We start from the raw sequence: 23,990 nt of genomic DNA, 5'->3' as shown, positions 1-23,990 counted from the left end.
AGCAATAAACGATATTGACGAAATGTGAAAGGAAGGGATAGACATGGAACGCCATTATTATATTTATTGGATTGAGGATGAATTTGCTCATCATTATTTTGGCAGAGAATCTATTTTGTTTCACTTGTTTGAGTCATTGCACTGGACGAACTGTACTGACGATGAGTTAGTCATGCTTGTTAAGCAAGTGGATTACGTGACGAAACGAATCCCTGCTTTTCATATGCACCAACGATTAATGAACAACTTAACGAACATTCACTATACACAAATAGGCTCGATTTACAGCGCCTCATTACCAGATGGAAAAGGAACAGCTGCATTCATTATCAAAGATCGTTATATCCAAATGTCTGCCAAAGGTAGTTATGAGGCAGAAGCGGTGTTTTTTGAAGTGCTGAGAAAAATTAGTCCTTGCTTCCTTGCCATGGACTTTGGATCAAAGAAGCACGGGTGGCTCAATCCGGTAAAAGTGAGGAATTTTGTTTAAAAAAATAAAATTGAACGTGAAATGTTGTATAATAGCCTTTTGTTTAGTACACTTTATACGAGACAACATGAAGGAGGAAGAATTATGGATTTATGGGTTGTCATCCTTGTAGGCGTTGTTGCACTGCTTGCAGGAGTTGCACTCGGATTCTTTATTGCTCGTAAGTATATGATGAGCTACTTGAAAAAGAATCCACCAATTAATGAACAAATGCTTCGAATGATGATGATGCAAATGGGCATGAAACCGTCCCAAAAGAAAATCAATCAAATGATGAAAGCCATGAACAACCAAGCGAAATAATACGTACGATATTATGATCATAGATGGAACATGGGCATAAAGAATGGACAAGCTATGTCCTTTCTTTATGAAGTCACCTTCATCAGACGCTAAAAACCACTGTACTTGCATGAATGAAGCAGGGAAGGTGGTTTTTATTATGTCGTCATGCATCATCTGAAAGACCAAAAACAAAAAACCCCTGTGATTAGAGGTTTTTGTTTCGTTTATTGTCACACATATCAACTTTTCTAAAATCGTGCGGCTTGGTTTATATCATGAGATATGATTAGTTGGCTGAATTTGAGTGTAAGTGTCGTTGATATTGTAAGAGGAGATGATCTAGCTGCTGGCTATGTTCGATGGTCACTGTAGATGTCATCCCATTATGCAAGACAACTTTCATCAACTCTTCTCTTTTTTCTTCAATTTGAGTTAATAATGATGTTTTTACCAAAGTCATGTTCCTTTCATGCAAATCTTGATAAAAAGAATCGATTCTATTATATCCATATTAAGGTTTATTTTCAAATTTAAAGGATTCGTTATCTCGATGTCAAATTAAATTATATAAGGTTTTAAGAGAATAGACCATCTTTATTGAGATGATGTAAAAAAAATGAAATGATTTTGTCATCTCTTATTGTATATTGTAAGAAGGGGGGTGTTCTTTTGTCAGATCTGAATTATTTTTTAGCTTTTGGAGCAGGATTTCTTTCTTTTATCTCACCGTGCTGTCTTCCGCTTTACCCAGCCTTTTTATCGTATATCACGGGTGTTAGTATAGATGAAGTGAAATCTGAGAAGGTGATGTTGAGAAGAAGAAGTCTCCTTCATACATTATTCTTTTTAATTGGGTTCTCTATCATTTTTATTGCGATTGGCTTTGGGACATCGTTCGTTGGTTCGTTCTTTATTGAATATCATCAAGCGATTCGTCAAATTGGGGCCATTCTCATTATTTTCTTTGGCTTTATGATTCTTGGTGTATTTCAGCCCTCTTTTCTGATGGGGGAAAAGAGAATGCAGTTCAAAAATCGTCCAGCTGGTTTTTTTGGATCGATACTCATCGGAATGGGTTTTGCTGCTGGATGGACACCTTGTACTGGCCCGATTTTATCAGCTGTCATCACACTTGCCAGCAATAAACCGGAGTCCGCTGTGACCTATATGATTGCGTATGTATTAGGCTTTGCTATTCCGTTTTTTGTTCTTTCTTTTTTCATCACGAAAATGGCGTGGATCAGAAAGCGTCAGCAGCTCATCATGAGAATTGGCGGGATCATTATGATTGTGGTAGGGATTTTATTGTTCTTTGATCTTCTCACATGGATTATCATTATGTTCTCATCATTGTTTGGTGGATTTACAGGCTTTTGAAATCGTTTTCTACAGTCGCGGCGAATGGTTTTTTTTCGTCAATTGGAGTATATTATACATAGACTGACCTTAAAGAATAAAGGAATGATTTGATATGATGATCATAATCTCTTCTATAATTGCGGTATGTATGGCGGTAGCCGTCATGTTTATTCGCATTAAATCATCTGCAAAACCTGCAACCGCGAAAAAAATTATTTTACCTCCTATATTCATGAGCACTGGCGCTCTAATGTTTTTGATCCCTATGTTTCAAGTAACTGGAGCCGAATTTCTTGAGGCGATCACAGTGGGGATGTTTTTCTCAATATTTTTAATTAAAACATCAAAATTTGAAATTAGAGGGAATGAAATTTATTTAAAGCGATCAAAAGCTTTTGTGTTTATTCTCATTGGTCTTCTTGTTATTCGTATTGGCATGAAGACCATCCTGAGTTCTTCCATTGATTACGGCGCGCTAAGCGGGATGTTTTGGATCCTTGCCTTTGGCATGATCGTGCCTTGGCGTGTCGCTATGTATTTGTCGTTTAGAAAACTGGCTAAACAATTAGATCCACAGCAGGCTCAAATGAATTAAACCTCCTTTTTAAAAAGGAGGTTATTTTAATAGTGATTCGTATGGCGTGTGATCAATGTTTTTTTCTTGCAGGCGCTTTAGTAAAAACTTATGGTCTCGCTTTGGCGTAGCGATGATATAGCCGCGAATGATTAAGTCTAAATTAATGCTGGCAGCTTGTTCTTTTAGTGCCAGTTCGCCAATTTTACCAGCAATTTTTTCTTTGGCGACATCTCGAAACAGCTCTGGAACTGGTAATACCAGCTCATTTAAAAGCTGTTTGTCCTCATCCCGCCATAGGTGCAGGCTCTTTTGAATATATTCATCCTGCCAATCAAGTTCTGATTTCCCGTCTTCCTTCGGCAATCGTTTTAAAAATTTGCGAAACATAAAAAAGCCACCGATTGCTAGTAATCCGATCATTACTGTACCCCAAAATAAAATGAACCACAAAAACCAGCCGCTTAACATGTTCTCACTCCTTATACCCCTTATCTCTCTACCTTATTTTACATGAAGAGATGATAGAAGAAAATAACAAAAATGTCTGTATCTTTTCTGTATAAACGCCCTTTTTTATAAATAGACGTCCAATTACTAGAAGGACCCAAACCATTTAGTAGAAAAAGAATATATTATCGTATAGCGACTCTACTATTTGGCCATGGTGGTTCGCAAAAGGGATTGACTTGAAACGAACGGAAGAGAGCCCACCTAAATAAAGGAGGGCTCTTAATGTTTGACATGTGGCATTTGAAAGGAAAATGCCCCGTCTTGATGATGGGAATATTTTTTAATCTTTATCGATATGATTCGGTTTTCGTAATCCGTGGCTATGTCTTTGTCATTCAAATAAAAAGGAAGCATAACGCTTTTTTCAATTTGCTGATCGCCTGCATCATTTGGCTTTTTTAACGTATAAGCTAAAGTGAGCTCATATCCCGCGAAGGTCAGCTTTACATCAGTGATCGATAGGGCGGAGACATCGATCTCAATAATATAATCACGGCTTGTTTCATAAAGATCAATTGGGAGGTGTTCATCATACCAGGCAAAAGGATCATCCATTAACACATTGAGCCAATCATCTATTTCAAGAAAATCAGAGGAATTCGCTTGCTTTTCATTCTCCATAAACACTCCTCCATCACATCTCATAATAAATCATATGTTGAAAACTGAAATGTGTGAAAGACCTAAAACATCCCGCTTGGTCACGGGATGAGAGAGGAATCTTTACATATCATGATGTGAATTGTGCTTTTGTCTTGTATGGTTGCGGTTTTTAACTTTTTTACTGCCTGATAATGGCTCAGGCTGTCCGCCTTGATGCTCCTTAGGAGAGTTTTGACGGATGTCTTTCCCTGTGTTTTTATTCGTCATGATTCATGCTCCTTTCTTATTGGTTCTTTTTGCGCTTTTTATTGTTTTGTCTTTGTTCTTCTGTTAAAACGAGCTGATCATTTTCAATATAGCCTGCACCTTTTCCTTGGCTTTTGGCTGCGTTCATGCCGTCAATCACATGATTTGCTTTGCGTTTTGTCATGTTCTATCACCTCAATATTAGTATGAACCCGCACCACTCGGTTTATGAAGAGTAATCATTTCCTAATGATAAGATAAACTTATCGAATTTAATAAAAGCATTGTTATTTACTTATGTATGAATTTGTTTTAAGATGAAATTGTGAGAAAATTGTGGTGAAATACGACGATTTTTCTGAGAATTGAAATTGATCTTGATCATCAAAAGGGGGATTTTGGACATGTCGAAACAGCAGCAAGTCGCTAAACAAGACGCTTTTCAATCTAGAAAAACGTTTTCGACAAATGGGAAAACGTATCACTATTATTCGTTAGAAGCACTAGAAAAACAAGGAATCGGAAATGTTTCTAAGCTGCCTTATTCCATTAAGGTACTGTTAGAATCAGTGCTTCGCCAAGTAGACGGTAGAGTGATCAAAAAGGAACACGTTGAAAACTTGGCAAAATGGGGAACTGCCGAGGTAAAAGAGATCGATGTTCCATTTAAACCATCTCGTGTTATTTTACAAGACTTCACGGGTGTACCAGCCGTCGTTGACCTTGCTTCTTTAAGAAAAGCAATGGCAGATGTCGGAGGAGACCCGGATAAAATCAACCCTGAAATTCCAGTTGACCTTGTCATTGACCACTCGGTACAAGTTGACAAAGCTGGAACTGAAGACGCATTAAACATTAACATGGATTTAGAATTCGAACGTAACGCAGAGCGTTATAACTTCCTTAGCTGGGCTAAGAAAGCGTTTAACAACTATCAAGCTGTTCCGCCTGCAACAGGAATTGTTCACCAAGTGAACTTAGAGTATCTTGCAAGTGTTGTTCATGCGATTGAAGAAGATGGCGAGATCATCACTTACCCAGATACACTAGTTGGGACTGACTCTCATACAACAATGATTAACGGAATTGGTGTTCTTGGATGGGGCGTTGGCGGTATCGAAGCGGAAGCTGGTATGCTTGGTCAGCCTTCTTACTTCCCAGTACCAGAAGTTATTGGCGCTAAATTAGTTGGGGAGCTTCCAAACGGAACAACTGCAACTGATTTAGCATTAAAAGTCACGCAAGTATTACGTGAAAAAGGCGTTGTGAACAAGTTTGTTGAATTCTTCGGACCAGGCGTTGCCCAGCTGCCACTAGCTGATCGTGCAACGATTGCGAACATGGCTCCTGAATACGGTGCTACTTGTGGATTCTTCCCAGTAGATGAGGAAGCTCTGGCTTACCTACGCCTCACTGGCCGTGAAGAAGAACAAATTAATATCGTTGAAGAATATTCTCGCGCAAATGGTTTATTCTATACGCCAGATGCTGAGGAACCAATATTTACTGATGTCGTGGAAATTGATCTTTCTAAAATTGAGTCAAACTTATCTGGTCCAAAACGTCCACAAGATTTGATTCCACTTTCTGAAATGAAAGAGACGTTCCATAAACATATTGAAAGCCCAGCAGGGAACCAAGGATTCGGCTTAGAAAAATCAGAGCTGGATAAACAAATCGAATTTGATCTTTCAAACGGCGAAAAAGCTGTCATGAAGACAGGTGCGATTGCGATTGCAGCGATTACGAGCTGTACGAATACATCTAACCCATACGTCTTGATCGGAGCAGGTCTTGTCGCGAAGAAAGCAAGTGAACTTGGTATGAAGGTACCAAACTACGTGAAAACGTCACTAGCACCAGGTTCAAAGGTTGTAACAGGATACCTTGTGAACTCAGGACTTCTTCCATACTTAAGAGACCTTGGATTTAACATTGTTGGGTATGGTTGTACAACATGTATCGGAAACTCTGGACCGCTTGAGAAAGAAATTGAAGATGCTGTCTCTGAAAATGATCTTTTGATCACTTCAGTTTTATCAGGTAACCGTAACTTCGAAGGTCGTATCCATCCGCTTGTCAAAGGAAACTACCTTGCATCACCACCACTAGTTGTGGCATATGCACTTGCGGGTACTGTAGATATCGACCTAACAAAGGATCCGATCGGTGTCGATAAGGATGGCAAAAACGTCTATTTCAATGACATTTGGCCAACGATGGACGAAATCAACAGTGTTGTTAAGAGCACAGTAACACCTGAATTATTCCGTTCAGAGTATGAAACTGTCTTTGATAACAACGATCGCTGGAATGAAATCAAAACAACCGATGATGCACTATACAAATGGGATGAGAATTCAACTTATATTGATAACCCACCATTCTTCGAAAACCTTTCAGTTGAACCTGGCAAAGTTGAGCCACTTAAAGGACTTCGCGTTGTTGCAAAATTCGGTGACTCTGTCACAACCGACCATATTTCTCCAGCTGGAGCAATTGGGAAGGACACACCTGCAGGTAAATACTTGCAAGAAAGAGGCGTGTCACCTAGAGACTTTAACTCATATGGATCTCGCCGTGGGAACCACCATGTCATGATGAGAGGTACTTTTGCAAACATCCGGATTAAGAACCAGATTGCACCAGGAACAGAAGGCGGATATACAACGTATTGGCCAACTGGTGAAGTGACATCCATTTATGATGCATGCATGCGTTATAAAGAGGATGGAACGGGTCTTGCGATCTTAGCAGGTAAAGACTACGGAATGGGTTCTTCACGTGACTGGGCTGCAAAAGGAACAAACCTTCTTGGAATTAAATTTGTTCTAGCTGAGAGCTTTGAGCGTATCCACAGAAGTAACCTTGTCTTCATGGGCGTACTTCCTTTACAGTTTAAAGACGGAGAAAGTGCAGAGACTCATGGACTAACAGGTACCGAAACATTTGAAGTTGATGTTGACGAAACAGTTCGTCCGCGTGATCTTGTCACTGTAAAAGCAATCGATGCAGATGGCAATGAGAAAACATTTGAAGTGCTTGTTCGCTTTGACAGTGAAGTCGAAATTGACTACTATCGTCATGGCGGTATCCTTCAAATGGTACTGCGCGAGAAATTGGCAAGCAACTAATAAAACGAAGAAGAGAAGGCACTCGAAAGCTTTCTCTTCTTTTTTAAAATGGTGGAGGATCAATCATGTGGAAAAAAGTAATGGCAAGTGCTGTTTTACTTGTGTTGATTGGTTTACTTGCGTGGAATTTATTTGGGCCGAAAGAGCCGGCCATCGGTCTTGAAAAAGGGGATCAGGCTCCTGATTTTGAGCTCAAAACACTTGATGGCAAAACCGTATCGTTAGCTGATTATCGAGGGAAAAAGGTGCTCGTCAATTTTTGGGCGACATGGTGTAAACCATGCAGAACGGAAATGCCGGATCTAGATGCGATCAGAAGCGAGAATGATCAAGTCGAAGTACTTGCGGTGAATTTGACGACGACTGAAAAGAGTGTAGATCATGTCGCAGCATTCAGAGATGAATTCAAACTGAGCTTTCCTGTTTTATTAGACCAAAAAGGCATTCAAGCGAGGTATCAGGTGCTTTCATATCCAACTACATACATATTAGATGAAAAAGGACGCATCATGTCTGTGAAGCATCAAATGCTGACAAAAAAAGAAATTGAAACAGAGCTGGATCTCTAATGATTCAGCTCTTTTGCTTATTTTCTAAATTTTTTGGCGAAAATGAAATACATACACTGGAGGTGAGTGGAATGAGAAGAAGAAAACGCCGTACATTTGAAGAGCTTGTGCTTGAAAATAAGAAAGAATTACTAAGTAATGAGGAATTTTTAAACCAGCTAGAAGAAAAGTTGGAAGAGCGATTTAGACAGAAATAAGTTATGATTTATCCGTTTTCGTTCATCCTAAAGAAGAGGGAGGGATGAATGATGGGTAAAGAGCATGATAAACAAGCACAGTTTACACCAGACCATTTAGGGACAAAACCTGTAGCGTACAAACGCAATAAAGGTAAAAAGATGCATAATAAATCAAATGAACAGCCTGATGTGATACAGACAAAGGGCGAATAATAGGAGGTAAGCATGATGTTTGGCAAGTCATATCAATCCAATCCAGATGATCGTTCTGATAACGTTGAAAAGCTGCAAGATATGATCGAGAACACCCTTGAAAATATTGATGAATCTGAAGCAGCGATGGCTCTTTCGACAGAGGAAGAAAAGCAGATGATCAAGCAAAAAAACGAAAACCGCAAAATGAGTATTGACGCCATGCGTACTGAGATAAAGGACGAAGAAGCAGCAAGAAAGAATGGCTATACCGACAAAGGGCTAAAATAAAGATCATTTTGCCCTTTGTCAACAATCTGGAATAAAATAAACCAGGGATACCTGGTTTATTTCAGCGTGAAGACAAACCCTCGCATTCGGTGTCAGTTCTGCGTGCTGGTGCTCACAAATATCAAATTCGCTCCGCGCCAGTACTCGACCTTCCTAGACTTCAAGGGTCTTCGTATCACGCTGAAAAGAAGACAAAGGGCTAAAATAAAGATCATTTTGCCCTTTTTCAACAATCTTGAATACAATAAACCAGGGATACCTGGTTTATTTTATTGTCTCTTTTTAGAAGAACCTTTTGGAATGTGGTAAAATGGCAGAGACCTTAGGTTTCGATAGGAGAGCGATGAAAACGTGTATGTATCCAAAAAAGAAATAGAAGTCCGTTATGCAGAAACAGATCAAATGGGCATCGTCTATCATGCCAATTACTTAATTTGGATGGAAGTCGGCAGAACAGCGTTGATTAAAGAACTGGGTTTTTCCTATGCTCAGCTAGAAGCAGACGGTGTCCTGGCACCTGTTGTAGATCTTCAGGTTCGATATAAAAAACCACTACTGTACGGTGAAACAGCCATCATCCATACGTGGATTGAAGAATATAATGGTGTCAAAACGGTATATGGCTATGAAATTCAAAAGCCTGATGGAAAAACAGCTCTTACAGGGACAACCTCACATATTTGTGTAGATAAAGACACCTTTAGACCTATTCAATTTAGAAAAGCCTTTCCTGCTTGGCACAAAGTATACGAACAGTCGAAAAAGCAGGGTTAATCTATGGCATTTGGCATTAAAAGAAGTGATTTGAATGCATGGAAATCAGCTGTTCAGCAAGGGAAAGTCGCCTTTTTGACACACTATTGGCTTGATGACCGTTTTCCAAATGCCAATACTGTCACAAAAGCAGCCTGTCAGGATATGAAGCAATTAATTGCTTGGGGAGAAAAGCATGGATTAAAAAAAGAATGGATTCATGTCCGTGAAGGCTTTCCTCACTTTGACCTGATCGGTGAATCGCAAAAAAGGATCTTGCAAAAGGAAAGGTCTTTAGGAAACATTCAGGAGTATGGACTATATATTGATGTGTAAAACAAAAAAGATACCCGAGGGATGAGGTATCTTTTTTGTTTATTCATAATGAAACTCTGGTTCTTTCACGGACTCGTTATAATCAATATGCAGATCATGGTTGTCAAAATACCAAATATCACTTTCCTCTATAAAGAAAGTAATACCTTCTAATTCAGCGGTTGCGCCGGCGTTTTGAGGTTTATCTTTTGCAACGCCGAGAGAAAAGCCTTTTTGTACATTACTGCACCCGCCATATCTTACAAAAAAGCGAACATGATCACCTTTTTCTAAATCCAGTTCATCCTTGTACCAATTGAGTGCATCATCTTTCATCGTTAATTTCAATGTGATCGCCCCTTTTTGAAGTCATGCTGTTTTTTAAAATGCAGGATGCAAAAACAGCTTTTCTGTACTTTTACCACATATTTAAACGTAATAAACGGCTAGAGCCATTTGATTTTCGGTTCAGTTTTGTTGAAGATTCGTTTGAGGTTGGCGATGTGTCTGTAGATCACAAAGCCAGCAAGAACGGCTACAACAATGATTAAGAATAGATCTTGGGTGAATATGCTGTAAATGAATGTATAGATCCCAGTCAGCATTGATGATAAAGACACATATTTACTAATGTATAAAAATAAGAAAAAAGCAGCGATCATCGTGATAAATAAGAACGGGGCATAAAATAGCAATACGCCACCTGATGTAGCGACTGCTTTTCCCCCTTTAAATTTTGCAAAGACAGGAAAGCTGTGACCGATAACAGCAGCAACTCCTGCTAGTAAGGGATGAATGTCCAGTTGCATGAAAAACGGTAAAGCTGAAGCGAGAGTCCCCTTTAAAATATCAGCTGTAATAACGATAGACCCTGCTTTTACCCCAAGCGTACGAAATGCATTCGTCGCACCTAGGTTCCCGCTACCATGTTCACGGATATCGATTCCCTGTGCAGCTTTCCCGACAATGAGACCGGACGGAATACTGCCGAGTAGATAAGCCAAAATAAACATCAAAGCAATTAACATCTGCATAACTCCTTTATATTCTCCCTCTTGTCTTACATTTTAACATGATCTTATGAAAAACATGGCGATCTTTTTTTGAAAAAATAGAAGGAGAATGAATTGAGCTTTGTTTTTCAGAAGAAATTCGCTAAAATAGAAGAAAAGGAGTGTCTGGATGAATCATCCTACTAAACAAGAAATTGGTCGTATATTAAAGAGCAGCAAACGAATTGCTGTTGTTGGGTTGTCAGATCAGCCGCACCGAACGTCTTATATGGTCTCAAAAGCGATGCAGGATGCCGGCTATGACATCATTCCGGTTAATCCAACGATTGATGAAGCACTTGGCGTAAAAGCGGTTGCGTCTTTAAAAGACATAAAAGAGCCTATTGATATTGTCAATGTCTTTAGACGTTCAGAATTTTTGCCTGAGGTGGCAAAAGAATTTCTTGAAATAGACGCACCTGTTTTTTGGGCACAGCAAGGCGTATATCACGAAGAAGCGAAAAGGTTGATTGAGGAAAAAGGTAAAGTGGCCATCATGGATTTATGCATTAAAGTGGCTCATGCTATGACAAAAACTCATTAAATCGTCAAAAATCCTTGGTTTTTCAAGGATTTTTGCTTTTTCATTGTAGAAATATATTTGCGATTCTAGAAGAAAGCGATAAAATAAGGCGACAGGGACATATCGATGACCTTGCATATCGAGAAAAAGAGCGATAAGATAAATACGGAACATTTGTTCTGTTTCGCTAAAACCATCATATAATTGCATTTGGCTTATGAAACAGTCTTGTTTATAATGGACTTCTAGTTCTGATTGCAGAATATGGGCCATACTCATAGTCATGCAAAAGAACATGTATAGCTGAATCACACATGCATGGTGATGATGCAGCTTATTAAAGTGGATAGTAATGAGCAGCATGATCATCATTAAAATCTAAAGAGATTATTTGATGATTAACCGGTTATGTTTGTTAGTGAAAGGGGATTAAGCATTTGGTTAAAAAGCAGCAAGTAGATTATAACGATGATTCTATTCAGGTGCTAGAGGGGCTTGAAGCGGTCCGTAAACGTCCAGGTATGTATATTGGATCTACGGATTCACGCGGTCTTCATCACCTTGTCTATGAGATTGTAGACAACTCTGTCGATGAAGTGCTCGCTGGTCATGGAGATCATATCATTGTCAAAATACATAAAGATAACAGCATTTCCGTCCAAGATAAAGGACGAGGAATGCCTACTGGTATGCATAAGCTTGGAAAACCGACACCTGAGATCATTTTAACTGTCCTGCACGCAGGCGGAAAATTTGGTCAAGGCGGATATAAAACAAGTGGTGGACTTCACGGGGTTGGGGCATCTGTTGTAAACGCATTGTCAGAATGGCTCACCGTAACAATTGAACGAGATGGCTTTATTTATCACCAGCGCTTTGAAAACGGCGGCAAGCCAGTGACATCACTTGAAAAAATCGGGAAAACGAAAAAGACAGGAACACTGATTCATTTTAAGCCAGATCGAACAATGTTCAGTGCCATCACCTATAATTTCGATACATTATCAGAACGTTTAAGAGAATCAGCCTTTTTATTAAAAGGGTTAAAAATAGAGCTGATCGATGAACGACACGATGTACAAGAAACCTTTTATTATGAGACGGGCATCGAAGCATTCGTAGCTTATTTAAATGAGGAAAAAGATGTACTTAGTGAAGTCGTCTCGTTTGAAGGGGAGCATCAGTCTATTGAAGTAGATTTTGCTTTTCAATTCAATGATGGCTACTCAGAGAATATCCTTTCCTTTGTGAATAACGTAAGAACAAAAGATGGTGGTACGCATGAGTCAGGTGCAAAAACAGCAATGACGAGAGCCTTTAATGAATACGCACGCAAAGTGACTCTTTTAAAAGAAAAAGACAAAAATTTAGAAGGCACTGATATTCGAGAAGGACTGTCTGCCATTATTTCCGTCAGAATTCCTGAAGAGCTGCTCCAATTTGAAGGACAAACAAAAGGAAAGCTTGGGACAAGTGAAGCTCGATCGGCTGTTGACACTGTTATTTCTGAAAAACTTGCTTATTTCCTTGAAGAAAACCGGGAAACGGCGACTCTTCTTGTGAAAAAAGCCATTAAAGCGCAGCAGGCAAGAGAAGCTGCTAGAAAAGCAAGAGAAGAAGCGAGGAGCGGCAAGAAACGTAAAAAGTCCGAAGCGACGTTAAGCGGGAAATTAACACCTGCTCAATCTAGAAACCCGGCAAGAAACGAACTGTACCTAGTAGAGGGCGACTCAGCGGGTGGATCAGCAAAGCAAGGACGTGACCGAAAATTCCAAGCGGTTCTTCCGCTTCGAGGGAAGGTCATTAACACTGAAAAGGCGAAGCTTGCTGATATTTTCAAAAACGAAGAAATCAACACGATTATCCATGCAATCGGTGGTGGCGTCGGTGTCGATTTTAATGTAGAAGACATCAATTATGACAAAATTGTTATCATGACAGATGCGGATACGGATGGCGCGCATATCCAAGTGCTTCTGCTTACATTCTTCTATCGATATATGAAGCCGTTGATTGAGCATGGGAAAGTATTTATTGCACTTCCGCCGCTATATAAAGTCAGCAAAGGCTCAGGGAAGAAAGAAGTCATTGAGTATGCATGGTCTGATGAAGAAATGGATGGCGTACTAAAGAAAGTTGGAAAAGGGTATACGATTCAGCGCTATAAAGGTTTAGGTGAAATGAATGCCGACCAGCTATGGGAAACGACAATGAATCCAGAGTCGAGAACACTTGTCAGGGTCAAAATCGATGATGCTGCACGAGTAGAACGCCGCGTCACGACACTTATGGGTGACAAAGTAGAACCGCGCCGTAAATGGATTGAAAAGAATGTCGCTTTTGGACTTGATGAGGAAAGCAACATTCTTGAAAATGAAAACTTGTCGCTAGCTGAGGAGGTTTAAACATGGCACAACAAGAACGATTTCATGATTTACCATTAGAAGAAGTGATCGGAGACCGGTTTGGTCGCTATAGTAAATATATTATCCAAGACCGTGCGCTTCCAGATGCACGCGATGGACTAAAACCTGTGCAACGAAGAATTTTATATGCGATGTACGCAGAAGGAAACACACAAGATAAAAACTTCCGTAAAGCCGCCAAAACAGTCGGTAACGTCATTGGTAACTACCATCCGCACGGTGACTCATCTGTTTATGAAGCCATGGTCAGAATGAGTCAGGATTGGAAAGTACGAAATGTGCTGATTGAAATGCATGGGAATAACGGAAGTATTGACGGAGATCCTCCTGCTGCCATGCGTTATACAGAAGCAAGACTTAGTGCGATTGCTTCAGAGCTTTTAAAGGATTTAGACAAGGAAACAGTCGAATTTGTCGCAAACTTTGATGATACGAGTAAAGAGCCGGTTGTATTACCAGCGATGTTTCCAAACCTTCTAGTAAACGGATCAACAGGAATTTCAGCTGGTTATGCGACTGATATTCCTCCGCATCACCTGGGAGAAGTGATTGACGGGGTCATTAAACGAATCGAACAGCCGCATTGTACGGTAGAGGAATTAATGACAGTCATCAAAGGACCAGATTTCCCAACAGGCGGTATTATTCAAGGTGTGGACGGCATTAAGAAGGCATATGAAACGGGAAAAGGGAAGATTATGATTCGCGGAAAAGCGGAGATTGAAACCATTCGCGGTGGACGTCAGCAAATCGTGATCACTGAAATTCCTTATGAAGTCAATAAAGCCAACCTTGTGAAAAAGATGGACGAGTTCCGCATTGAAAGAAAAGTAGAAGGGATTTCAGAGGTTCGAGATGAGACAGACCGTACTGGGCTTCGAATCGTTGTAGAGCTGAAAAAAGAAGCTGACGCAAATGGTGTCTTGAATTTCTTATATAAAAATTCAGATTTGCAAATCCCGTATAATTTTAATATGGTTGCGATACATAATCGAAGACCGACCTTAATGACGCTCACAACAATACTTGATGCATATATTGCCCATCAAAAAGAAGTGGTGACGAACCGCTCATCATATGAGCTTCGAAAAGCGAAGGAACGTCATCATATTGTAGATGGATTAATTAAGGCCCTTTCCATCTTAGATGAAGTGATTGCGACCATCCGCTCGTCTAATGATAAGCGTGATGCAAAAAATAACCTAATGGACAAATATGACTTTACAGAAGCCCAATCAGAAGCGATTGTTTCTCTCCAATTATATCGTTTAACGAATACAGATATTACGCAATTAAGAGACGAAGCAAGTGAGCTTGACGTGCGTATAGCAGAACTTGAAGACATTTTAGGAAACGAGAAAAAGCTGCTAAAGGTCATTACGAACAGTTTGAAAAAGCTCAAAAAGACTTATGCTGATGAGAGACGATCTGTCATTGAAGAAAAAATCGAGGAAATTAAGATTAACCTTGAAGTGATGATCGCATCAGAGGATGTATACGTTACGGTCACGAAGGATGGGTACATCAAACGGACAAGCCAGCGCTCCTATGCTGCATCTAACGGGAAGGACTTTGGCATGAAGGATACAGACCGGCTGATTCATCAGTTTGAAATGAATACAACGGATGTTCTTCTTTTGTTTACGAATAAAGGGAGCTATATTTATTGTCCGGTTCATCAGCTACCAGATATACGCTGGAAAGATATGGGCCAGCATATTACGAATATTATTTCGATTGATCGTGATGAATCTATTCAAAAAGCGATTCCAATTAAAGAATTTGATGAATCGTCATATCTTTTGTTCTTTACAAAAGGCGGTATGGTGAAGAAAACAGAGCTTCTGCAATATAAAGCACAGCGATATTCAAAACCGCTCGTCGCCTTGAATCTAAAAGGTGATGATGAACTCGTAGATGTTCACGTCACAACAGGCCAGCAAGAATTGTTTATTGCAACGAAAAATGGTTATGGATTGTGGTTTGATGAAGAAGAAGTGAGCGTTGTAGGTCCGAGAGCGGCTGGTGTCAAAGGAATCAACTTGAAGGAAGGGGACGAGGTGGTCTCTGGACAAATCATTGATCCGAAGAACGATGTCCTAGTTTTGGCGACACAAAGAGGTGCCGTGAAGCGAATGAACCTCACTGAATTTGATAAGACATCAAGAGCCAAACGCGGAGTGCTCATGCTAAGAGAATTAAAGAAAAACCCGCACCGTATTGTGGCTGTTATCGCTGCATCTTTGCACGATACACTTGAGATTGATACGGAAAAGGGTGCCATGATCCCGCTTGATATCTCTACTTTAAGAGCGAATGATCGATATAGCAATGGATCATTTATTTTAGATGAGGAGGAGCAGGGAGAAGTAATTCATGTCCTTCTGTCACCGGAACCTACTCCAGATGATCATAAATAAGCAAACGAAAACCCCCTGAGATAGTCAGGGGGTTTTTTTATATTTGGGTCATTTAGCTCTCATGGTTGCCAAACATGCTTGTAAGGGCGTGAACTACTTCAATTCCTTGGTAGACGAAAAGAGAAAGTGAAGTGACAGAGAACAGACCTACAATGAATAATCTTAAGAAAAATAACATCGTGTAAAACCTCCCAATTGTTGTTTTGATTTAAATGGTTGGGTTAAACACGAACTGCTCGGAAATAAGAAGATTGATAGAACACTGCAAGTAAATGCTTCTTTTTCCGGTCAAATCGATCAGTATAAGTGATGCGTGCAAATCCAGCTGTCATACTGCCAATGATCAGCAGTGCTGTAAATGCGGCAAATACTGCGTTCACATGTTTATTTTCATCGCCTGTTGTCTGAACGATTTTTATTTCATGTGATTCTTGATCGGCAACCACCTTCGCATGATGGTATACCTGAACGGAATGAGGCATTGAGAACAAATGAAAACTTGCCAGTGCTATGAATAAGACGGCTAATTTTAACAGCATATTTTTTTTCATTTATCTCACCCCTCCCTGTTTATTTTCATGATCTTACCACGTTTTAAGTTATTTGAAAAGTCTTATTTTTTTACTTTCCCTCATTAAAAATGCTGTAAACATCAAGACATCTATAGGACTGTTTCACTTCATGAAAGGTTTCGATTTTATTTTTAAAATTTTAAAAAGTGCCATGATGAGAATCTGGCACTTTTCAGTGAGAATGTAATGAATGTGGTTTTGCTACAGCTTTTGTAAAGATTCCCGCCATACAAATAGCGAATAGAACAAATATAAAGGCATGAAGCAGTCCCACCTCATTGGCGAGCAGTCCTAAAATAGGGGGACCTGAAAGGGAGGCTGTGTAACCCGATAAGGTCACAATGCTGACGCGTTTGACGGCGTAGCGGCTATCATCACCAGCTGCCGAAATGGTCAGTGGGAAGCCTAAAGAAGCGCCAAGTCCCCATAAAAAGATGGATATCATACACACTACGAGTGAAATCTTTAAAATGACTAACAATAGTCCGGCAGCTGCTGAAAAAATAGCGACTCTTAGCAATAACACCCTGCCAAAGCGATCAATTAAACGTCCACTGATCAGTCGTCCACTAATCATTCCGCACAAAAATAAAGCATAGATGACGGTACTCATGGAATGTGAAACCTGGTAACCATCCACCATCGCAAGGGGAATCCAATCATTTGCAGAGCCTTCTACAAATGCAAGACATAAGGCGATCATCGCAAGAGATATCGTCCGTTTGTTCAGCCATGCCGCATGAGAACCATCAGTTGTATCTATTTGCTTCTCAATCTGATCCTTTCCTGTCCCGTGCGGAATAAACCGTGTACAAATCAAAATGCTGAGAAAGAAAAGAATGGCAATGATCAGAAGGTGAATCAACACAGATACCCCTAGATGAATAAAGAGAATGCCAGCACCTGCACCGATTAACGTGCCAATGCTGAAGGAAGCGTGCAATATAGGCAGGATGGTTTTCCTGATGTTGTACTCAATTTCCGTCCCTTCTAAGTTCATGGCCACATTGCACATGCCTGAGCCCGCTCCAAAAAGAAAAAGACCGGCAGTGACAACAAGGATAGAAGAGAGCGTTGAACCAATAGCGAGAGTCGTGAATCCAGTGAACATCAAAAAAGCGCTGATCACAATGGCCACTCGTCCGCCTTTTTTTCGAACGAATATATTGGAAAGGACAAGTCCAACAATAGAACCAACAGATAAGCCAAGTAAAATAAGTCCCATTGTCCCTGTATTCGCTTGTAATAAATCTCTGACTTCCGGTGTCCGTGAAAACCATGTAGAGATGGATATCCCAGACATCGTAAAAATAACAATAATCGCTTTATACCACTTTAATTCCATCTAATCCCTCACATTTAAAGATATATACAAATCTACTCGATTATAAATGAGACTTCCTGATTCGTAAATAACATGAGGAAGGGTCATGCTGAAATTTTAGTAAGAAGAAATGACGCCTTCACAATTCATTTGATGAGAAGGTAAAATAAAGACAAAGGGGGCGGATTTTATGCAGTCATATCGAATCGGTGTATTGAAAGGTGATGGAATTGGACCAGAAATTGTACAAGCAAGTATGTGCATCTTAGAGGCAGCGCTGTCTCAGTTTCATGAGTCGTTTGTGGAATTTGTAGAATGTCCAATCGGTTTTGAAGCCATCCAATCTCTTCACCAAGATCCTGTGCCGACATCTACTAAAGACGAATTGAAAAAATGCCATGGGTGGATTTTAGGGCCTCATGATTCTGCATCATACCCAGACATATTTAAAGAGAGGAGGAATCCAAGCGGAGAGCTCCGTCATACGTTTGATCTATTTGCGAACATTCGTCCGTCTCAATCGTTACCAGGGGTACAAAGCCTTGCACGAGACGTCAATCTCGTCATTTTTCGAGAAAATACAGAAGGCTTCTATCCAGATCGGAACATGTATCATGGGGTAGGCGAGTGGATGATTACACCAGATGTTGCTATATCTACAGGTGTATTTACAAAAAAAGCGATAACACGTATTGCTCATGCAGCCTTTCAAAGTGCGATGGAGCGCAGGCAAAAGGTTACTATTGTTCATAAGGCAAATGTTATCAAATTAGGATCTGGTTTGTTTTTGCGAACATGCCAAGAGGTAGCAAAAGCGTATCCGCAAGTGACGGTAGAGGATGTACATATTGACGCAATGGCGGCTCACTTAGTGAGGCGTGCAAGTGATTTTGATGTGATTGTGACAGAGAATATGTTTGGTGATATTTTATCTGATCTAACAGGGGAGCTAGTCGGAAGTTTAGGAATAGCGCCTTCATTAAATTGTAACGAAGACCAAGCCATGGCACAGGCGGCACATGGATCAGCACCGGATATCGCTGGGCAAAATATTGCCAACCCAATTGGTATGATTCTTTCTACAGTGATGCTTTGTGACTGGTTACATGCGAAATATCATGATGAAAGGTTAAAAAAGACGGCTGCTCTTATCGAACGTACACTTCATGAGATCATGAAAATGAATGTTAAAACGAAGGATTTAGGAGGAAACGAGACGACGACACAATTCACAGAGGCATTCCTTCAAACCATGAATCGATATAAATAGAAGGAAGGATCAACGATGACAGATCGAAAAAGCGAGACAATTGACAGCAAACAGGTCATCAGAAAAAGACGATCCATTTTAAATGAATTGTTGGGCGCTTGCGGTGACAATGTAGTTTTTGAAGGTAGGTTGCAATGTGATTATGAATACAATATCGAGGTCGGTGAGCATTTTTTTACGAATTTTGATCCGGACATCCGCTTGATCCAGTAGAATTGAATTGGGCAAACCAGTCACAATCGAAAAATCATAAAGTATTTACAAGAATCAAAATCTGATAAACGTTGGATTTTGATTTTTTCTTTTTTTGTCTCAATAAGATAAGTATACTTAGTTTTGAGACAGTGAAAATTCATTTATGATTTAACTTCCTAGAATATATATTATGTAAACTAATAAAAAGTTCTATGAAAAGTCATATTAATTTCTTTAATTACTGTACAGCGAAGTAAACATGGATCCATTAATGAACTAAAAGTGGATCCATTGTTTTTTATGCCCTTCTTCTCTATGGGTCCTACAAGAAGTTTATTACCTAAATCAGATAATTTAGACGCGTGTGTCACAGCGTCTCCGATCTATACTAAATTATTCATCCCCGAAGACTTTCTTCCTGATTTTACAGCCAAAGTTTCTTTTGCAGCTGATCCTATTCCAGCCTTAATATTAGGTAACTTTCTTTCTTCTAATTTATTTAACATTTTCATATAAGTATTAATGTAAAAAAAACCTGTGAGCAATATCGAGAATATCTTCCCTAAAGGGTACTGAATAAATTGCATAAACGCAGTCACCTCTTATTCCTATTACAATCATGTTGTCATCAGTGTCTTTTTTTAGAATTTCTATAATTTCAGATGTAAACCACGTGTAACTTTTGAAACACCCACTTTTTCTTTTGAAAATAATTTTGTAGAGTCTCTCAGATCTACAATATTGCTCCGGCCCATGCTTTATATCCATTTGTATAAGTGAAATCATCATCATTTAACCCCTCTAAATAACTTAAAAGCACTCCTATTAAGTAAATAGAAACGGTACTGGCAATCCCTATAAAAGTAAATTTAATTCCTCTACTGAGTATTTATACTTTAATGTACAGATTTGTGCATTTACATATATTTACCTAGTATATCCCCTAGCTCTTCCTCTTCATTTTGTTTAAATTCATTAAAACTGTTTAAGGTGTACTTTTTATACGTTCTCGTTTCTTTCAACTATCAAAGAATATAGTCATACAAACGATGCATAAAAAGTTGCACAATTCGGGTGAAAAATCCTTAGTGGGAACCTAACGCCTCAAGGGTTCTTTTGCTTTCTTATTTCAAGAAAGAGTGATTATGGTAACTAAATTTACATACAACTTATATTTAAAATGTGAAAAAGACTGCTAAATTTAACAGTCTTTTTCACAAAAGTAATTCAGTCTTAAACAAGAATGAAAATCATTTTATTTTTTATGGTTTTCTAGTCGTTTTTAATACTATTGTGTACAAAATAGCAATAATAACGACAATTATAGTTAATATCACGTATATGTTACTGTACTCGATTCCATCTGTTGCGAGGTGGAAAGGATTTAAGCTTGTATTTGCACTACTGCTAAGTGCTTTCCCCATAAATGTACCAGCGATTGAACTTGCAATGAAATTCACTAACATGAATAATCCCATTCCAATACCCGTTTGTTCTTTTGACAACGTATTGGATAATGTATTTGCCATAGCAATTTGGAATTGGGTTTGGGCAACGTAACCAAATACTAATACAATCATCACAAGATACGGTGAACCGCCTGCAATGAATGAAAGCGTGCCAAAAGCAATCAAAAATAAAACAATGGTAATATACGCAAGCGTAGAATTCCCTTTAGTATCTGCAAGTTTACCACCTGTTTTAGCAAGCAATGCAGCAATCATGGCACCTGGAAACATGAATAAACCACTTGCGAATGGTGAAAGATGGTTAACCCCTTGAAACATAAGTGGAGAGAGATAAGGCAATGCAAATGCTACTCCTGCTCCTAAAGCGAATGTTAGAAGTGTTAGCGTGTAAGCTTTATTTTTAAATAGGTCTGGGTATATAAATGGATTCGTTGCTGATTTCATTCTCCATATAAATAGAGTCAGAAAAATAAGGAAAGCTATAAGAAATAGCAAACTTGACTGTGAAACAGCTAGCATAAAAGATACGATTGTTGCTACGAGTAAAAAAGCACCTATAAAATCAATTTTAGTCTGTTTTCCTATTTTTTCATCACCAAGGTATGTTCTAAAGGCCGGAATACATAAAAACTGCAATAGTGGAATGATAAATAAATAATTCCAGTTAAATGCTGTTGTAACTAGGCCTGCAATAATAGGGCCTATCGCTATTCCAAATGTTAAACCAGCTGATGTCATTCCAAGTGCACGACCACGCGTTTCAGGAGTGAAATAGCGTGTTGGAATAATCATGGCTGATGCAGGTAACACTGATGCACCTGCTGCTTGCATTACCCTTGCAATAATTAAAGAAGGATAGTTAAATGCAAAAAAACCAACAAGTGACCCTAAAGACATTAAAGTAATACCAATTGTTATAAGATTTTTTAGCTTATACTGGTCTGCTAGCTTTCCATAGATGACTGAGCCAACTGCATAGATAATCAAATAACTGGTTACAATCCAACCTGTTTGAGATGGTGATAAAGAAAATTGTTTACCAATTGCTGGCAGTGCAACGTTAAACATGGTTGTATTCATTGTTGAAATAACTAATACAAAGGTTAAAATTATCATAAGTTTGCTTCGTTGGCTTTGAGATAATTGTGCGGGTAGTTCCATTATATATTCCTCCATTGTAATTTAGTTGTATATGCACATATTTATCGGAACAATCAACTTTTATCTTCCTTTAATGGGATGTTTCTTAAGTTTCTGTAATTCTTTACATTTAGAAATGTAACCCTTCATCCATTAATTTTTATCAAATAATTATGTGCATATGCACATATATAAAGTACCACAATTTATGTGCATATGCAACTATCTTTTCGTTTTTTATTTTAGTTCATTTTAATAGGCCTACAGGTTATATAGCCAATTCTTTTCTAGAATTAATTTTTTGATTTTAGCCAAGGCTCGTTATTACCTTGTTCTTTATTTTCTTCAATAGGGAGCCATCCAGGAATAGAAGTAATGTTCTCCCACATTGGATCAGGAATAACCAGTTTTTCTTGATCCTTAAGCGACATACTCTGACGAATGACATCAACTTCTTCATTTTTTACTTTTTGAACCCATTCAGGTTCTATAAGAAGTTGACGCCCCAATGCTACTAAAGGAATTTCTTTGTTTAAAGCTTCTATGGCATCATTTGGATGATGGATGGAACCCACTCCAATCAAGGGAATTTTGTGTCCAATTCTTTCTTTTATACGCTCAAGAAGAGGAGTGGTTTGTTCGCTATTTCTAATGGAACCTCTCCAAATTGTACCGATAGAAAGATGAACATAATCAAGTTGTTTTTCAGTCAATTGGTCAAGTAATTGTAATGTATCTTCAATTGCAATACCTGGTTCCTCAATCTCTTCTGGTGAAATACGATAACCTATAAGAAAGGGCTTTTTCGCATGCTCCTTTACCACTTGGGAAACAGAATCTACAATCGCTAATGGAAATCTCATTCTTTTTTCTAAATTTCCGCCCCATTTATCTGTACGACGGTTTGAATGCGGAGAAAAGAATTGTTGGATAAGGTACGTATTTGCTCCGTGTATTTCAATTCCATCAAATTCAGATTCAATAGCTCGGCGTGTCGCTTCACCAAATCCTTGAATTACATGTTGAATTTCTTCTTCTGTCATTTCTCTAGGTGTTACAGCTTCGTCTCGTAAAGCGCGGACAGCACTTGCGCTCACTGGGGTTTGACCTTCGATATTTTGCGGTGAAACCATTCGACCACCATGAAAAATTTGCAGAATAGCTTTAGACCCTTTGTCTTGAATCGTTTTTGCAAGTTTTGTAAGGCTTGGAATCATTTTGTCTGAATCTGCGCTGAAACCTCCGGAAAATGCTTTTCCTTCTCTCGTAACATAGGCGCACGCAGTAATTACTGCTCCAACTCCACCTGAACGTTTTTCGTAATATGAAAGCTCATCATTTGTCACCATTCCATTTTTAAATGATGAGGCGGTTGTCATAGGAGCCATAAGAATACGGTTATTAACCGTAACTCCAGAAGGGAAGATAAATGGTTCAAAAAGTTTTTGGTACTTGGTTTTCATCATATGAATCCTCCTTTAATTTGAATTGCATGCATATCATTAATGAATAAACACATTGGTTGCATATGCACATATTTACATGAACTTATTGAACCGTACAAAAAAATCATTGGGTTTTTTTGATAATACGATCCAATACAGAAGAGAAGATTTCTACTTCATGTTCAGGTATATCCTCAACGATACTGTCTAAAAAAACTTGTACCTGCTCAGTTGCAAGGTTTTGTAGAATTTCCTTACCTTCTTGAGTGAGAAAGACACGGTTTGTTCTTTTGTCATTCGGATCAGGAATTCGTAGAAGCATCTTTCTCTTGATTAAGCTACTAACTAACTTCGAGACCAACGTATGATCTTTATCTACAATAACGGCTAATTCATTTTGTGAAATTCCTTCTCTAGGGCGCAAACAAGTCATAATTTTCCACTGTTCAAATGTGAGTGGGCAATTGAGATCCTTAAATTTTTTATTTAATCCATTGCCAATTAAACGAGAGCATGTTGCTATTTTACGTCCTATTGAATCATTATAATTGTAGGTCTTCATTAATCCTCTTCGCCTCCTTGTAAATAAATGTGCATATGCACTTATATAAATTATCATAAAATGTATTCATACACAACAATGGGATGACT

30 protein-coding genes are annotated in these 23,990 nt (G+C 38.9%); 16 read left to right on the top strand and 14 right to left on the bottom strand.

The genetic code is table 11. From position 1 onward, the window contains the following. Positions 1–43: 43 nt before the first annotated feature. Both sirA and BA70_RS14725 read left to right on the top strand, forming a co-directional pair. On the top strand, positions 44–490 hold the full coding sequence (gene sirA / locus BA70_RS14730) for a sporulation inhibitor of replication protein SirA (protein ID WP_034323749.1): 447 nt from the start codon (positions 44–46) through the stop codon (positions 488–490). 84 nt (positions 491–574) lie between these two features. Further along, positions 575–793, top strand: coding sequence for a YneF family protein (locus tag BA70_RS14725; RefSeq protein ID WP_003212379.1), 219 nt, complete (start codon positions 575–577; stop codon positions 791–793). Positions 794–1,061: 268 nt separating this feature from the next. On the opposite strand, the gene BA70_RS14720 is transcribed toward BA70_RS14725, so the two are convergent. After that, the gene (locus tag BA70_RS14720) at positions 1,062–1,235 is read right to left on the bottom strand and encodes an aspartyl-phosphate phosphatase Spo0E family protein (protein ID WP_369810454.1); all 174 of its coding nucleotides are present in this window, start codon (positions 1,233–1,235) and stop codon (positions 1,062–1,064) included. 209 nt (positions 1,236–1,444) lie between these two features. Between BA70_RS14720 and BA70_RS14715 the strand changes: the two genes are divergently transcribed. Both BA70_RS14715 and BA70_RS14710 read left to right on the top strand, forming a co-directional pair. Further along, a complete protein-coding gene (locus tag BA70_RS14715) occupies positions 1,445–2,152 on the top strand; it encodes a cytochrome c biogenesis CcdA family protein (protein WP_034323747.1) in 708 nt (235 codons plus the stop codon). A 94-nt stretch (positions 2,153–2,246) separates the two neighbouring features. Then, complete coding sequence (locus BA70_RS14710; RefSeq protein ID WP_034323745.1) at positions 2,247–2,729, top strand: CcdC family protein; 483 nt, start codon at positions 2,247–2,249, stop codon at positions 2,727–2,729. 21 nt (positions 2,730–2,750) lie between these two features. Here BA70_RS14710 and BA70_RS14705 read toward each other — a convergent pair whose 3' ends face one another. The 4 genes from BA70_RS14705 to sspO form a co-directional block, all read right to left on the bottom strand. Continuing rightward, positions 2,751–3,179, bottom strand: coding sequence for a DUF2621 domain-containing protein (locus BA70_RS14705; RefSeq protein WP_034323742.1), 429 nt, complete (start codon positions 3,177–3,179; stop codon positions 2,751–2,753). Between the two features lie 261 nt (positions 3,180–3,440). After that, positions 3,441–3,842, bottom strand: coding sequence for an Hsp20/alpha crystallin family protein (locus BA70_RS14700; protein ID WP_034323740.1), 402 nt, complete (start codon positions 3,840–3,842; stop codon positions 3,441–3,443). Between the two features lie 102 nt (positions 3,843–3,944). Beyond that, positions 3,945–4,091 (bottom strand): small acid-soluble spore protein P, encoded by a 147-nt coding sequence (locus BA70_RS14695; RefSeq protein ID WP_003211331.1) that lies wholly within the window; start codon positions 4,089–4,091, stop codon positions 3,945–3,947. Between the two features lie 16 nt (positions 4,092–4,107). Beyond that, the gene (gene sspO / locus BA70_RS14690; RefSeq protein ID WP_034323737.1) at positions 4,108–4,254 is read right to left on the bottom strand and encodes a small acid-soluble spore protein O; all 147 of its coding nucleotides are present in this window, start codon (positions 4,252–4,254) and stop codon (positions 4,108–4,110) included. Positions 4,255–4,474: 220 nt separating this feature from the next. Here sspO and acnA point away from each other — a divergent pair, with 220 nt between their 5' ends. The 7 genes from acnA to BA70_RS14655 all read left to right on the top strand — a co-directional run bounded on the left by acnA (position 4,475) and on the right by BA70_RS14655 (position 9,524). After that, positions 4,475–7,204 carry an aconitate hydratase AcnA gene (acnA, locus tag BA70_RS14685; protein ID WP_034323734.1) on the top strand — a complete coding sequence of 910 codons (2,730 nt, stop codon included), beginning with the start codon at positions 4,475–4,477 and terminating at the stop codon, positions 7,202–7,204. 65 nt (positions 7,205–7,269) lie between these two features. Beyond that, complete coding sequence (locus BA70_RS14680) at positions 7,270–7,773, top strand: TlpA family protein disulfide reductase (RefSeq protein WP_034323729.1); 504 nt, start codon at positions 7,270–7,272, stop codon at positions 7,771–7,773. Beyond that, the gene (locus tag BA70_RS20985) at positions 7,773–7,970 is read left to right on the top strand and encodes an FbpB family small basic protein (protein WP_034323726.1); all 198 of its coding nucleotides are present in this window, start codon (positions 7,773–7,775) and stop codon (positions 7,968–7,970) included. Before BA70_RS14680 ends, BA70_RS20985 begins: the two co-directional genes overlap by 1 nt. A gap of 51 nt (positions 7,971–8,021) precedes the next feature. Beyond that, positions 8,022–8,165 carry an acid-soluble spore protein N gene (locus BA70_RS14670; protein ID WP_034323724.1) on the top strand — a complete coding sequence of 48 codons (144 nt, stop codon included), beginning with the start codon at positions 8,022–8,024 and terminating at the stop codon, positions 8,163–8,165. 15 nt (positions 8,166–8,180) lie between these two features. After that, on the top strand, positions 8,181–8,435 hold the full coding sequence (gene tlp, locus BA70_RS14665) for a small acid-soluble spore protein Tlp (RefSeq protein WP_078061736.1): 255 nt from the start codon (positions 8,181–8,183) through the stop codon (positions 8,433–8,435). Between the two features lie 351 nt (positions 8,436–8,786). Next, positions 8,787–9,209: an acyl-CoA thioesterase gene (locus BA70_RS14660; RefSeq protein ID WP_034323719.1), complete on the top strand. Its 423-nt coding sequence runs from the start codon at positions 8,787–8,789 to the stop codon at positions 9,207–9,209. A gap of 3 nt (positions 9,210–9,212) precedes the next feature. Then, the gene (locus BA70_RS14655) at positions 9,213–9,524 is read left to right on the top strand and encodes a hypothetical protein (protein WP_034323717.1); all 312 of its coding nucleotides are present in this window, start codon (positions 9,213–9,215) and stop codon (positions 9,522–9,524) included. Between the two features lie 39 nt (positions 9,525–9,563). On the opposite strand, the gene BA70_RS14650 is transcribed toward BA70_RS14655, so the two are convergent. Then, positions 9,564–9,839: a HesB/YadR/YfhF family protein gene (locus BA70_RS14650; protein ID WP_373465705.1), complete on the bottom strand. Its 276-nt coding sequence runs from the start codon at positions 9,837–9,839 to the stop codon at positions 9,564–9,566. Positions 9,840–9,949: 110 nt separating this feature from the next. Beyond that, complete coding sequence (plsY, locus tag BA70_RS14645; protein WP_034323712.1) at positions 9,950–10,531, bottom strand: glycerol-3-phosphate 1-O-acyltransferase PlsY; 582 nt, start codon at positions 10,529–10,531, stop codon at positions 9,950–9,952. Positions 10,532–10,685: 154 nt separating this feature from the next. Here plsY and BA70_RS14640 point away from each other — a divergent pair, with 154 nt between their 5' ends. The 3 genes from BA70_RS14640 (at position 10,686) to parC (ending at position 15,924) form a co-directional block, all read left to right on the top strand. Continuing rightward, positions 10,686–11,099 carry a CoA-binding protein gene (locus BA70_RS14640; RefSeq protein WP_034323709.1) on the top strand — a complete coding sequence of 138 codons (414 nt, stop codon included), beginning with the start codon at positions 10,686–10,688 and terminating at the stop codon, positions 11,097–11,099. A gap of 416 nt (positions 11,100–11,515) precedes the next feature. Beyond that, positions 11,516–13,483 carry a DNA topoisomerase IV subunit B gene (gene parE, locus BA70_RS14630; protein WP_034323703.1) on the top strand — a complete coding sequence of 656 codons (1,968 nt, stop codon included), beginning with the start codon at positions 11,516–11,518 and terminating at the stop codon, positions 13,481–13,483. A gap of 2 nt (positions 13,484–13,485) precedes the next feature. Then, complete coding sequence (gene parC, locus BA70_RS14625) at positions 13,486–15,924, top strand: DNA topoisomerase IV subunit A (protein ID WP_034323701.1); 2,439 nt, start codon at positions 13,486–13,488, stop codon at positions 15,922–15,924. Between the two features lie 52 nt (positions 15,925–15,976). Here parC and BA70_RS20850 read toward each other — a convergent pair whose 3' ends face one another. The 3 genes from BA70_RS20850 to BA70_RS14615 all read right to left on the bottom strand — a co-directional run bounded on the left by BA70_RS20850 (position 15,977) and on the right by BA70_RS14615 (position 17,841). Beyond that, entirely contained in the window at positions 15,977–16,102 is a 126-nt protein-coding gene (locus BA70_RS20850; RefSeq protein ID WP_262982628.1) for a hypothetical protein, read from the bottom strand. A 43-nt stretch (positions 16,103–16,145) separates the two neighbouring features. Further along, positions 16,146–16,475 carry a hypothetical protein gene (locus tag BA70_RS14620; RefSeq protein WP_034323697.1) on the bottom strand — a complete coding sequence of 110 codons (330 nt, stop codon included), beginning with the start codon at positions 16,473–16,475 and terminating at the stop codon, positions 16,146–16,148. 193 nt (positions 16,476–16,668) lie between these two features. After that, positions 16,669–17,841, bottom strand: coding sequence for an MFS transporter (locus BA70_RS14615; protein ID WP_034323695.1), 1,173 nt, complete (start codon positions 17,839–17,841; stop codon positions 16,669–16,671). 169 nt (positions 17,842–18,010) lie between these two features. On the opposite strand from BA70_RS14615, the gene BA70_RS14610 reads away from it, so the two are divergent. Together BA70_RS14610 and BA70_RS20625 are read left to right on the top strand one after the other, a co-directional pair. Beyond that, positions 18,011–19,090, top strand: a complete 1,080-nt coding sequence (locus tag BA70_RS14610; RefSeq protein ID WP_034323692.1) for an isocitrate/isopropylmalate dehydrogenase family protein — start codon at positions 18,011–18,013, stop codon at positions 19,088–19,090. A 15-nt stretch (positions 19,091–19,105) separates the two neighbouring features. Continuing rightward, positions 19,106–19,303, top strand: a complete 198-nt coding sequence (locus tag BA70_RS20625) for an LbetaH domain-containing protein (RefSeq protein WP_051691162.1) — start codon at positions 19,106–19,108, stop codon at positions 19,301–19,303. A 365-nt stretch (positions 19,304–19,668) separates the two neighbouring features. Here BA70_RS20625 and BA70_RS20425 read toward each other — a convergent pair whose 3' ends face one another. The 4 genes from BA70_RS20425 to BA70_RS14585 form a co-directional block, all read right to left on the bottom strand. Beyond that, positions 19,669–19,872, bottom strand: a complete 204-nt coding sequence (locus BA70_RS20425) for a hypothetical protein (protein WP_051691161.1) — start codon at positions 19,870–19,872, stop codon at positions 19,669–19,671. A gap of 675 nt (positions 19,873–20,547) precedes the next feature. After that, positions 20,548–21,915 (bottom strand): MFS transporter, encoded by a 1,368-nt coding sequence (locus BA70_RS14595; RefSeq protein ID WP_034323690.1) that lies wholly within the window; start codon positions 21,913–21,915, stop codon positions 20,548–20,550. Between the two features lie 272 nt (positions 21,916–22,187). Then, positions 22,188–23,357, bottom strand: a complete 1,170-nt coding sequence (locus tag BA70_RS14590; RefSeq protein WP_149865369.1) for an NADH-dependent flavin oxidoreductase — start codon at positions 23,355–23,357, stop codon at positions 22,188–22,190. A gap of 106 nt (positions 23,358–23,463) precedes the next feature. Then, entirely contained in the window at positions 23,464–23,901 is a 438-nt protein-coding gene (locus BA70_RS14585) for a MarR family winged helix-turn-helix transcriptional regulator (RefSeq protein WP_034323686.1), read from the bottom strand. Positions 23,902–23,990: the final 89 nt, after the last annotated feature.

It is taken from the genome of Bacillus zhangzhouensis (assembly GCF_000715205.1).
In the GTDB taxonomy this organism is placed as follows: Bacteria; Bacillota; Bacilli; order Bacillales; family Bacillaceae; genus Bacillus; species Bacillus zhangzhouensis.
The sequence above is the reverse complement of the archived record's forward strand: the minus strand, read 5'-3'. Positions and strand labels throughout refer to the sequence as shown.

Excerpts from the sequence above, each read along its gene's own strand:
- BA70_RS14710 (WP_034323745.1), top strand. The coding sequence starts at position 2,247 with ATGATGATCATAATCTCTTCTATAATTGCGGTATGTATGGCGGTAGCC.
- plsY (WP_034323712.1), bottom strand. The coding sequence starts at position 10,531 with ATGTTAATTGCTTTGATGTTTATTTTGGCTTATCTACTCGGCAGTATT.
- parC (WP_034323701.1), top strand. The coding sequence starts at position 13,486 with ATGGCACAACAAGAACGATTTCATGATTTACCATTAGAAGAAGTGATC.
- BA70_RS14640 (WP_034323709.1), top strand. The coding sequence starts at position 10,686 with ATGAATCATCCTACTAAACAAGAAATTGGTCGTATATTAAAGAGCAGC.
- BA70_RS20850 (WP_262982628.1), bottom strand. The coding sequence starts at position 16,102 with ATGTTATTTTTCTTAAGATTATTCATTGTAGGTCTGTTCTCTGTCACT.
- BA70_RS14615 (WP_034323695.1), bottom strand. The coding sequence starts at position 17,841 with ATGGAATTAAAGTGGTATAAAGCGATTATTGTTATTTTTACGATGTCT.
- sirA (WP_034323749.1), top strand. The coding sequence starts at position 44 with ATGGAACGCCATTATTATATTTATTGGATTGAGGATGAATTTGCTCAT.
- BA70_RS20985 (WP_034323726.1), top strand. The coding sequence starts at position 7,773 with ATGATTCAGCTCTTTTGCTTATTTTCTAAATTTTTTGGCGAAAATGAA.
- BA70_RS14680 (WP_034323729.1), top strand. The coding sequence starts at position 7,270 with ATGTGGAAAAAAGTAATGGCAAGTGCTGTTTTACTTGTGTTGATTGGT.
- BA70_RS14725 (WP_003212379.1), top strand. The coding sequence starts at position 575 with ATGGATTTATGGGTTGTCATCCTTGTAGGCGTTGTTGCACTGCTTGCA.
- BA70_RS14590 (WP_149865369.1), bottom strand. The coding sequence starts at position 23,357 with ATGAAAACCAAGTACCAAAAACTTTTTGAACCATTTATCTTCCCTTCT.
- BA70_RS20625 (WP_051691162.1), top strand. The coding sequence starts at position 19,106 with ATGACAGATCGAAAAAGCGAGACAATTGACAGCAAACAGGTCATCAGA.
- BA70_RS14720 (WP_369810454.1), bottom strand. The coding sequence starts at position 1,235 with ATGACTTTGGTAAAAACATCATTATTAACTCAAATTGAAGAAAAAAGA.
- BA70_RS14705 (WP_034323742.1), bottom strand. The coding sequence starts at position 3,179 with ATGTTAAGCGGCTGGTTTTTGTGGTTCATTTTATTTTGGGGTACAGTA.
- BA70_RS14595 (WP_034323690.1), bottom strand. The coding sequence starts at position 21,915 with ATGGAACTACCCGCACAATTATCTCAAAGCCAACGAAGCAAACTTATG.
- BA70_RS14700 (WP_034323740.1), bottom strand. The coding sequence starts at position 3,842 with ATGGAGAATGAAAAGCAAGCGAATTCCTCTGATTTTCTTGAAATAGAT.
- acnA (WP_034323734.1), top strand. The coding sequence starts at position 4,475 with ATGTCGAAACAGCAGCAAGTCGCTAAACAAGACGCTTTTCAATCTAGA.
- BA70_RS14610 (WP_034323692.1), top strand. The coding sequence starts at position 18,011 with ATGCAGTCATATCGAATCGGTGTATTGAAAGGTGATGGAATTGGACCA.
- sspO (WP_034323737.1), bottom strand. The coding sequence starts at position 4,254 with ATGACAAAACGCAAAGCAAATCATGTGATTGACGGCATGAACGCAGCC.
- BA70_RS14585 (WP_034323686.1), bottom strand. The coding sequence starts at position 23,901 with ATGAAGACCTACAATTATAATGATTCAATAGGACGTAAAATAGCAACA.
- BA70_RS14670 (WP_034323724.1), top strand. The coding sequence starts at position 8,022 with ATGGGTAAAGAGCATGATAAACAAGCACAGTTTACACCAGACCATTTA.
- BA70_RS14655 (WP_034323717.1), top strand. The coding sequence starts at position 9,213 with ATGGCATTTGGCATTAAAAGAAGTGATTTGAATGCATGGAAATCAGCT.
- tlp (WP_078061736.1), top strand. The coding sequence starts at position 8,181 with ATGTTTGGCAAGTCATATCAATCCAATCCAGATGATCGTTCTGATAAC.
- BA70_RS20425 (WP_051691161.1), bottom strand. The coding sequence starts at position 19,872 with ATGCAATTTATTCAGTACCCTTTAGGGAAGATATTCTCGATATTGCTC.
- BA70_RS14650 (WP_373465705.1), bottom strand. The coding sequence starts at position 9,839 with ATGAAAGATGATGCACTCAATTGGTACAAGGATGAACTGGATTTAGAA.
- BA70_RS14620 (WP_034323697.1), bottom strand. The coding sequence starts at position 16,475 with ATGAAAAAAAATATGCTGTTAAAATTAGCCGTCTTATTCATAGCACTG.
- BA70_RS14695 (WP_003211331.1), bottom strand. The coding sequence starts at position 4,091 with ATGACGAATAAAAACACAGGGAAAGACATCCGTCAAAACTCTCCTAAG.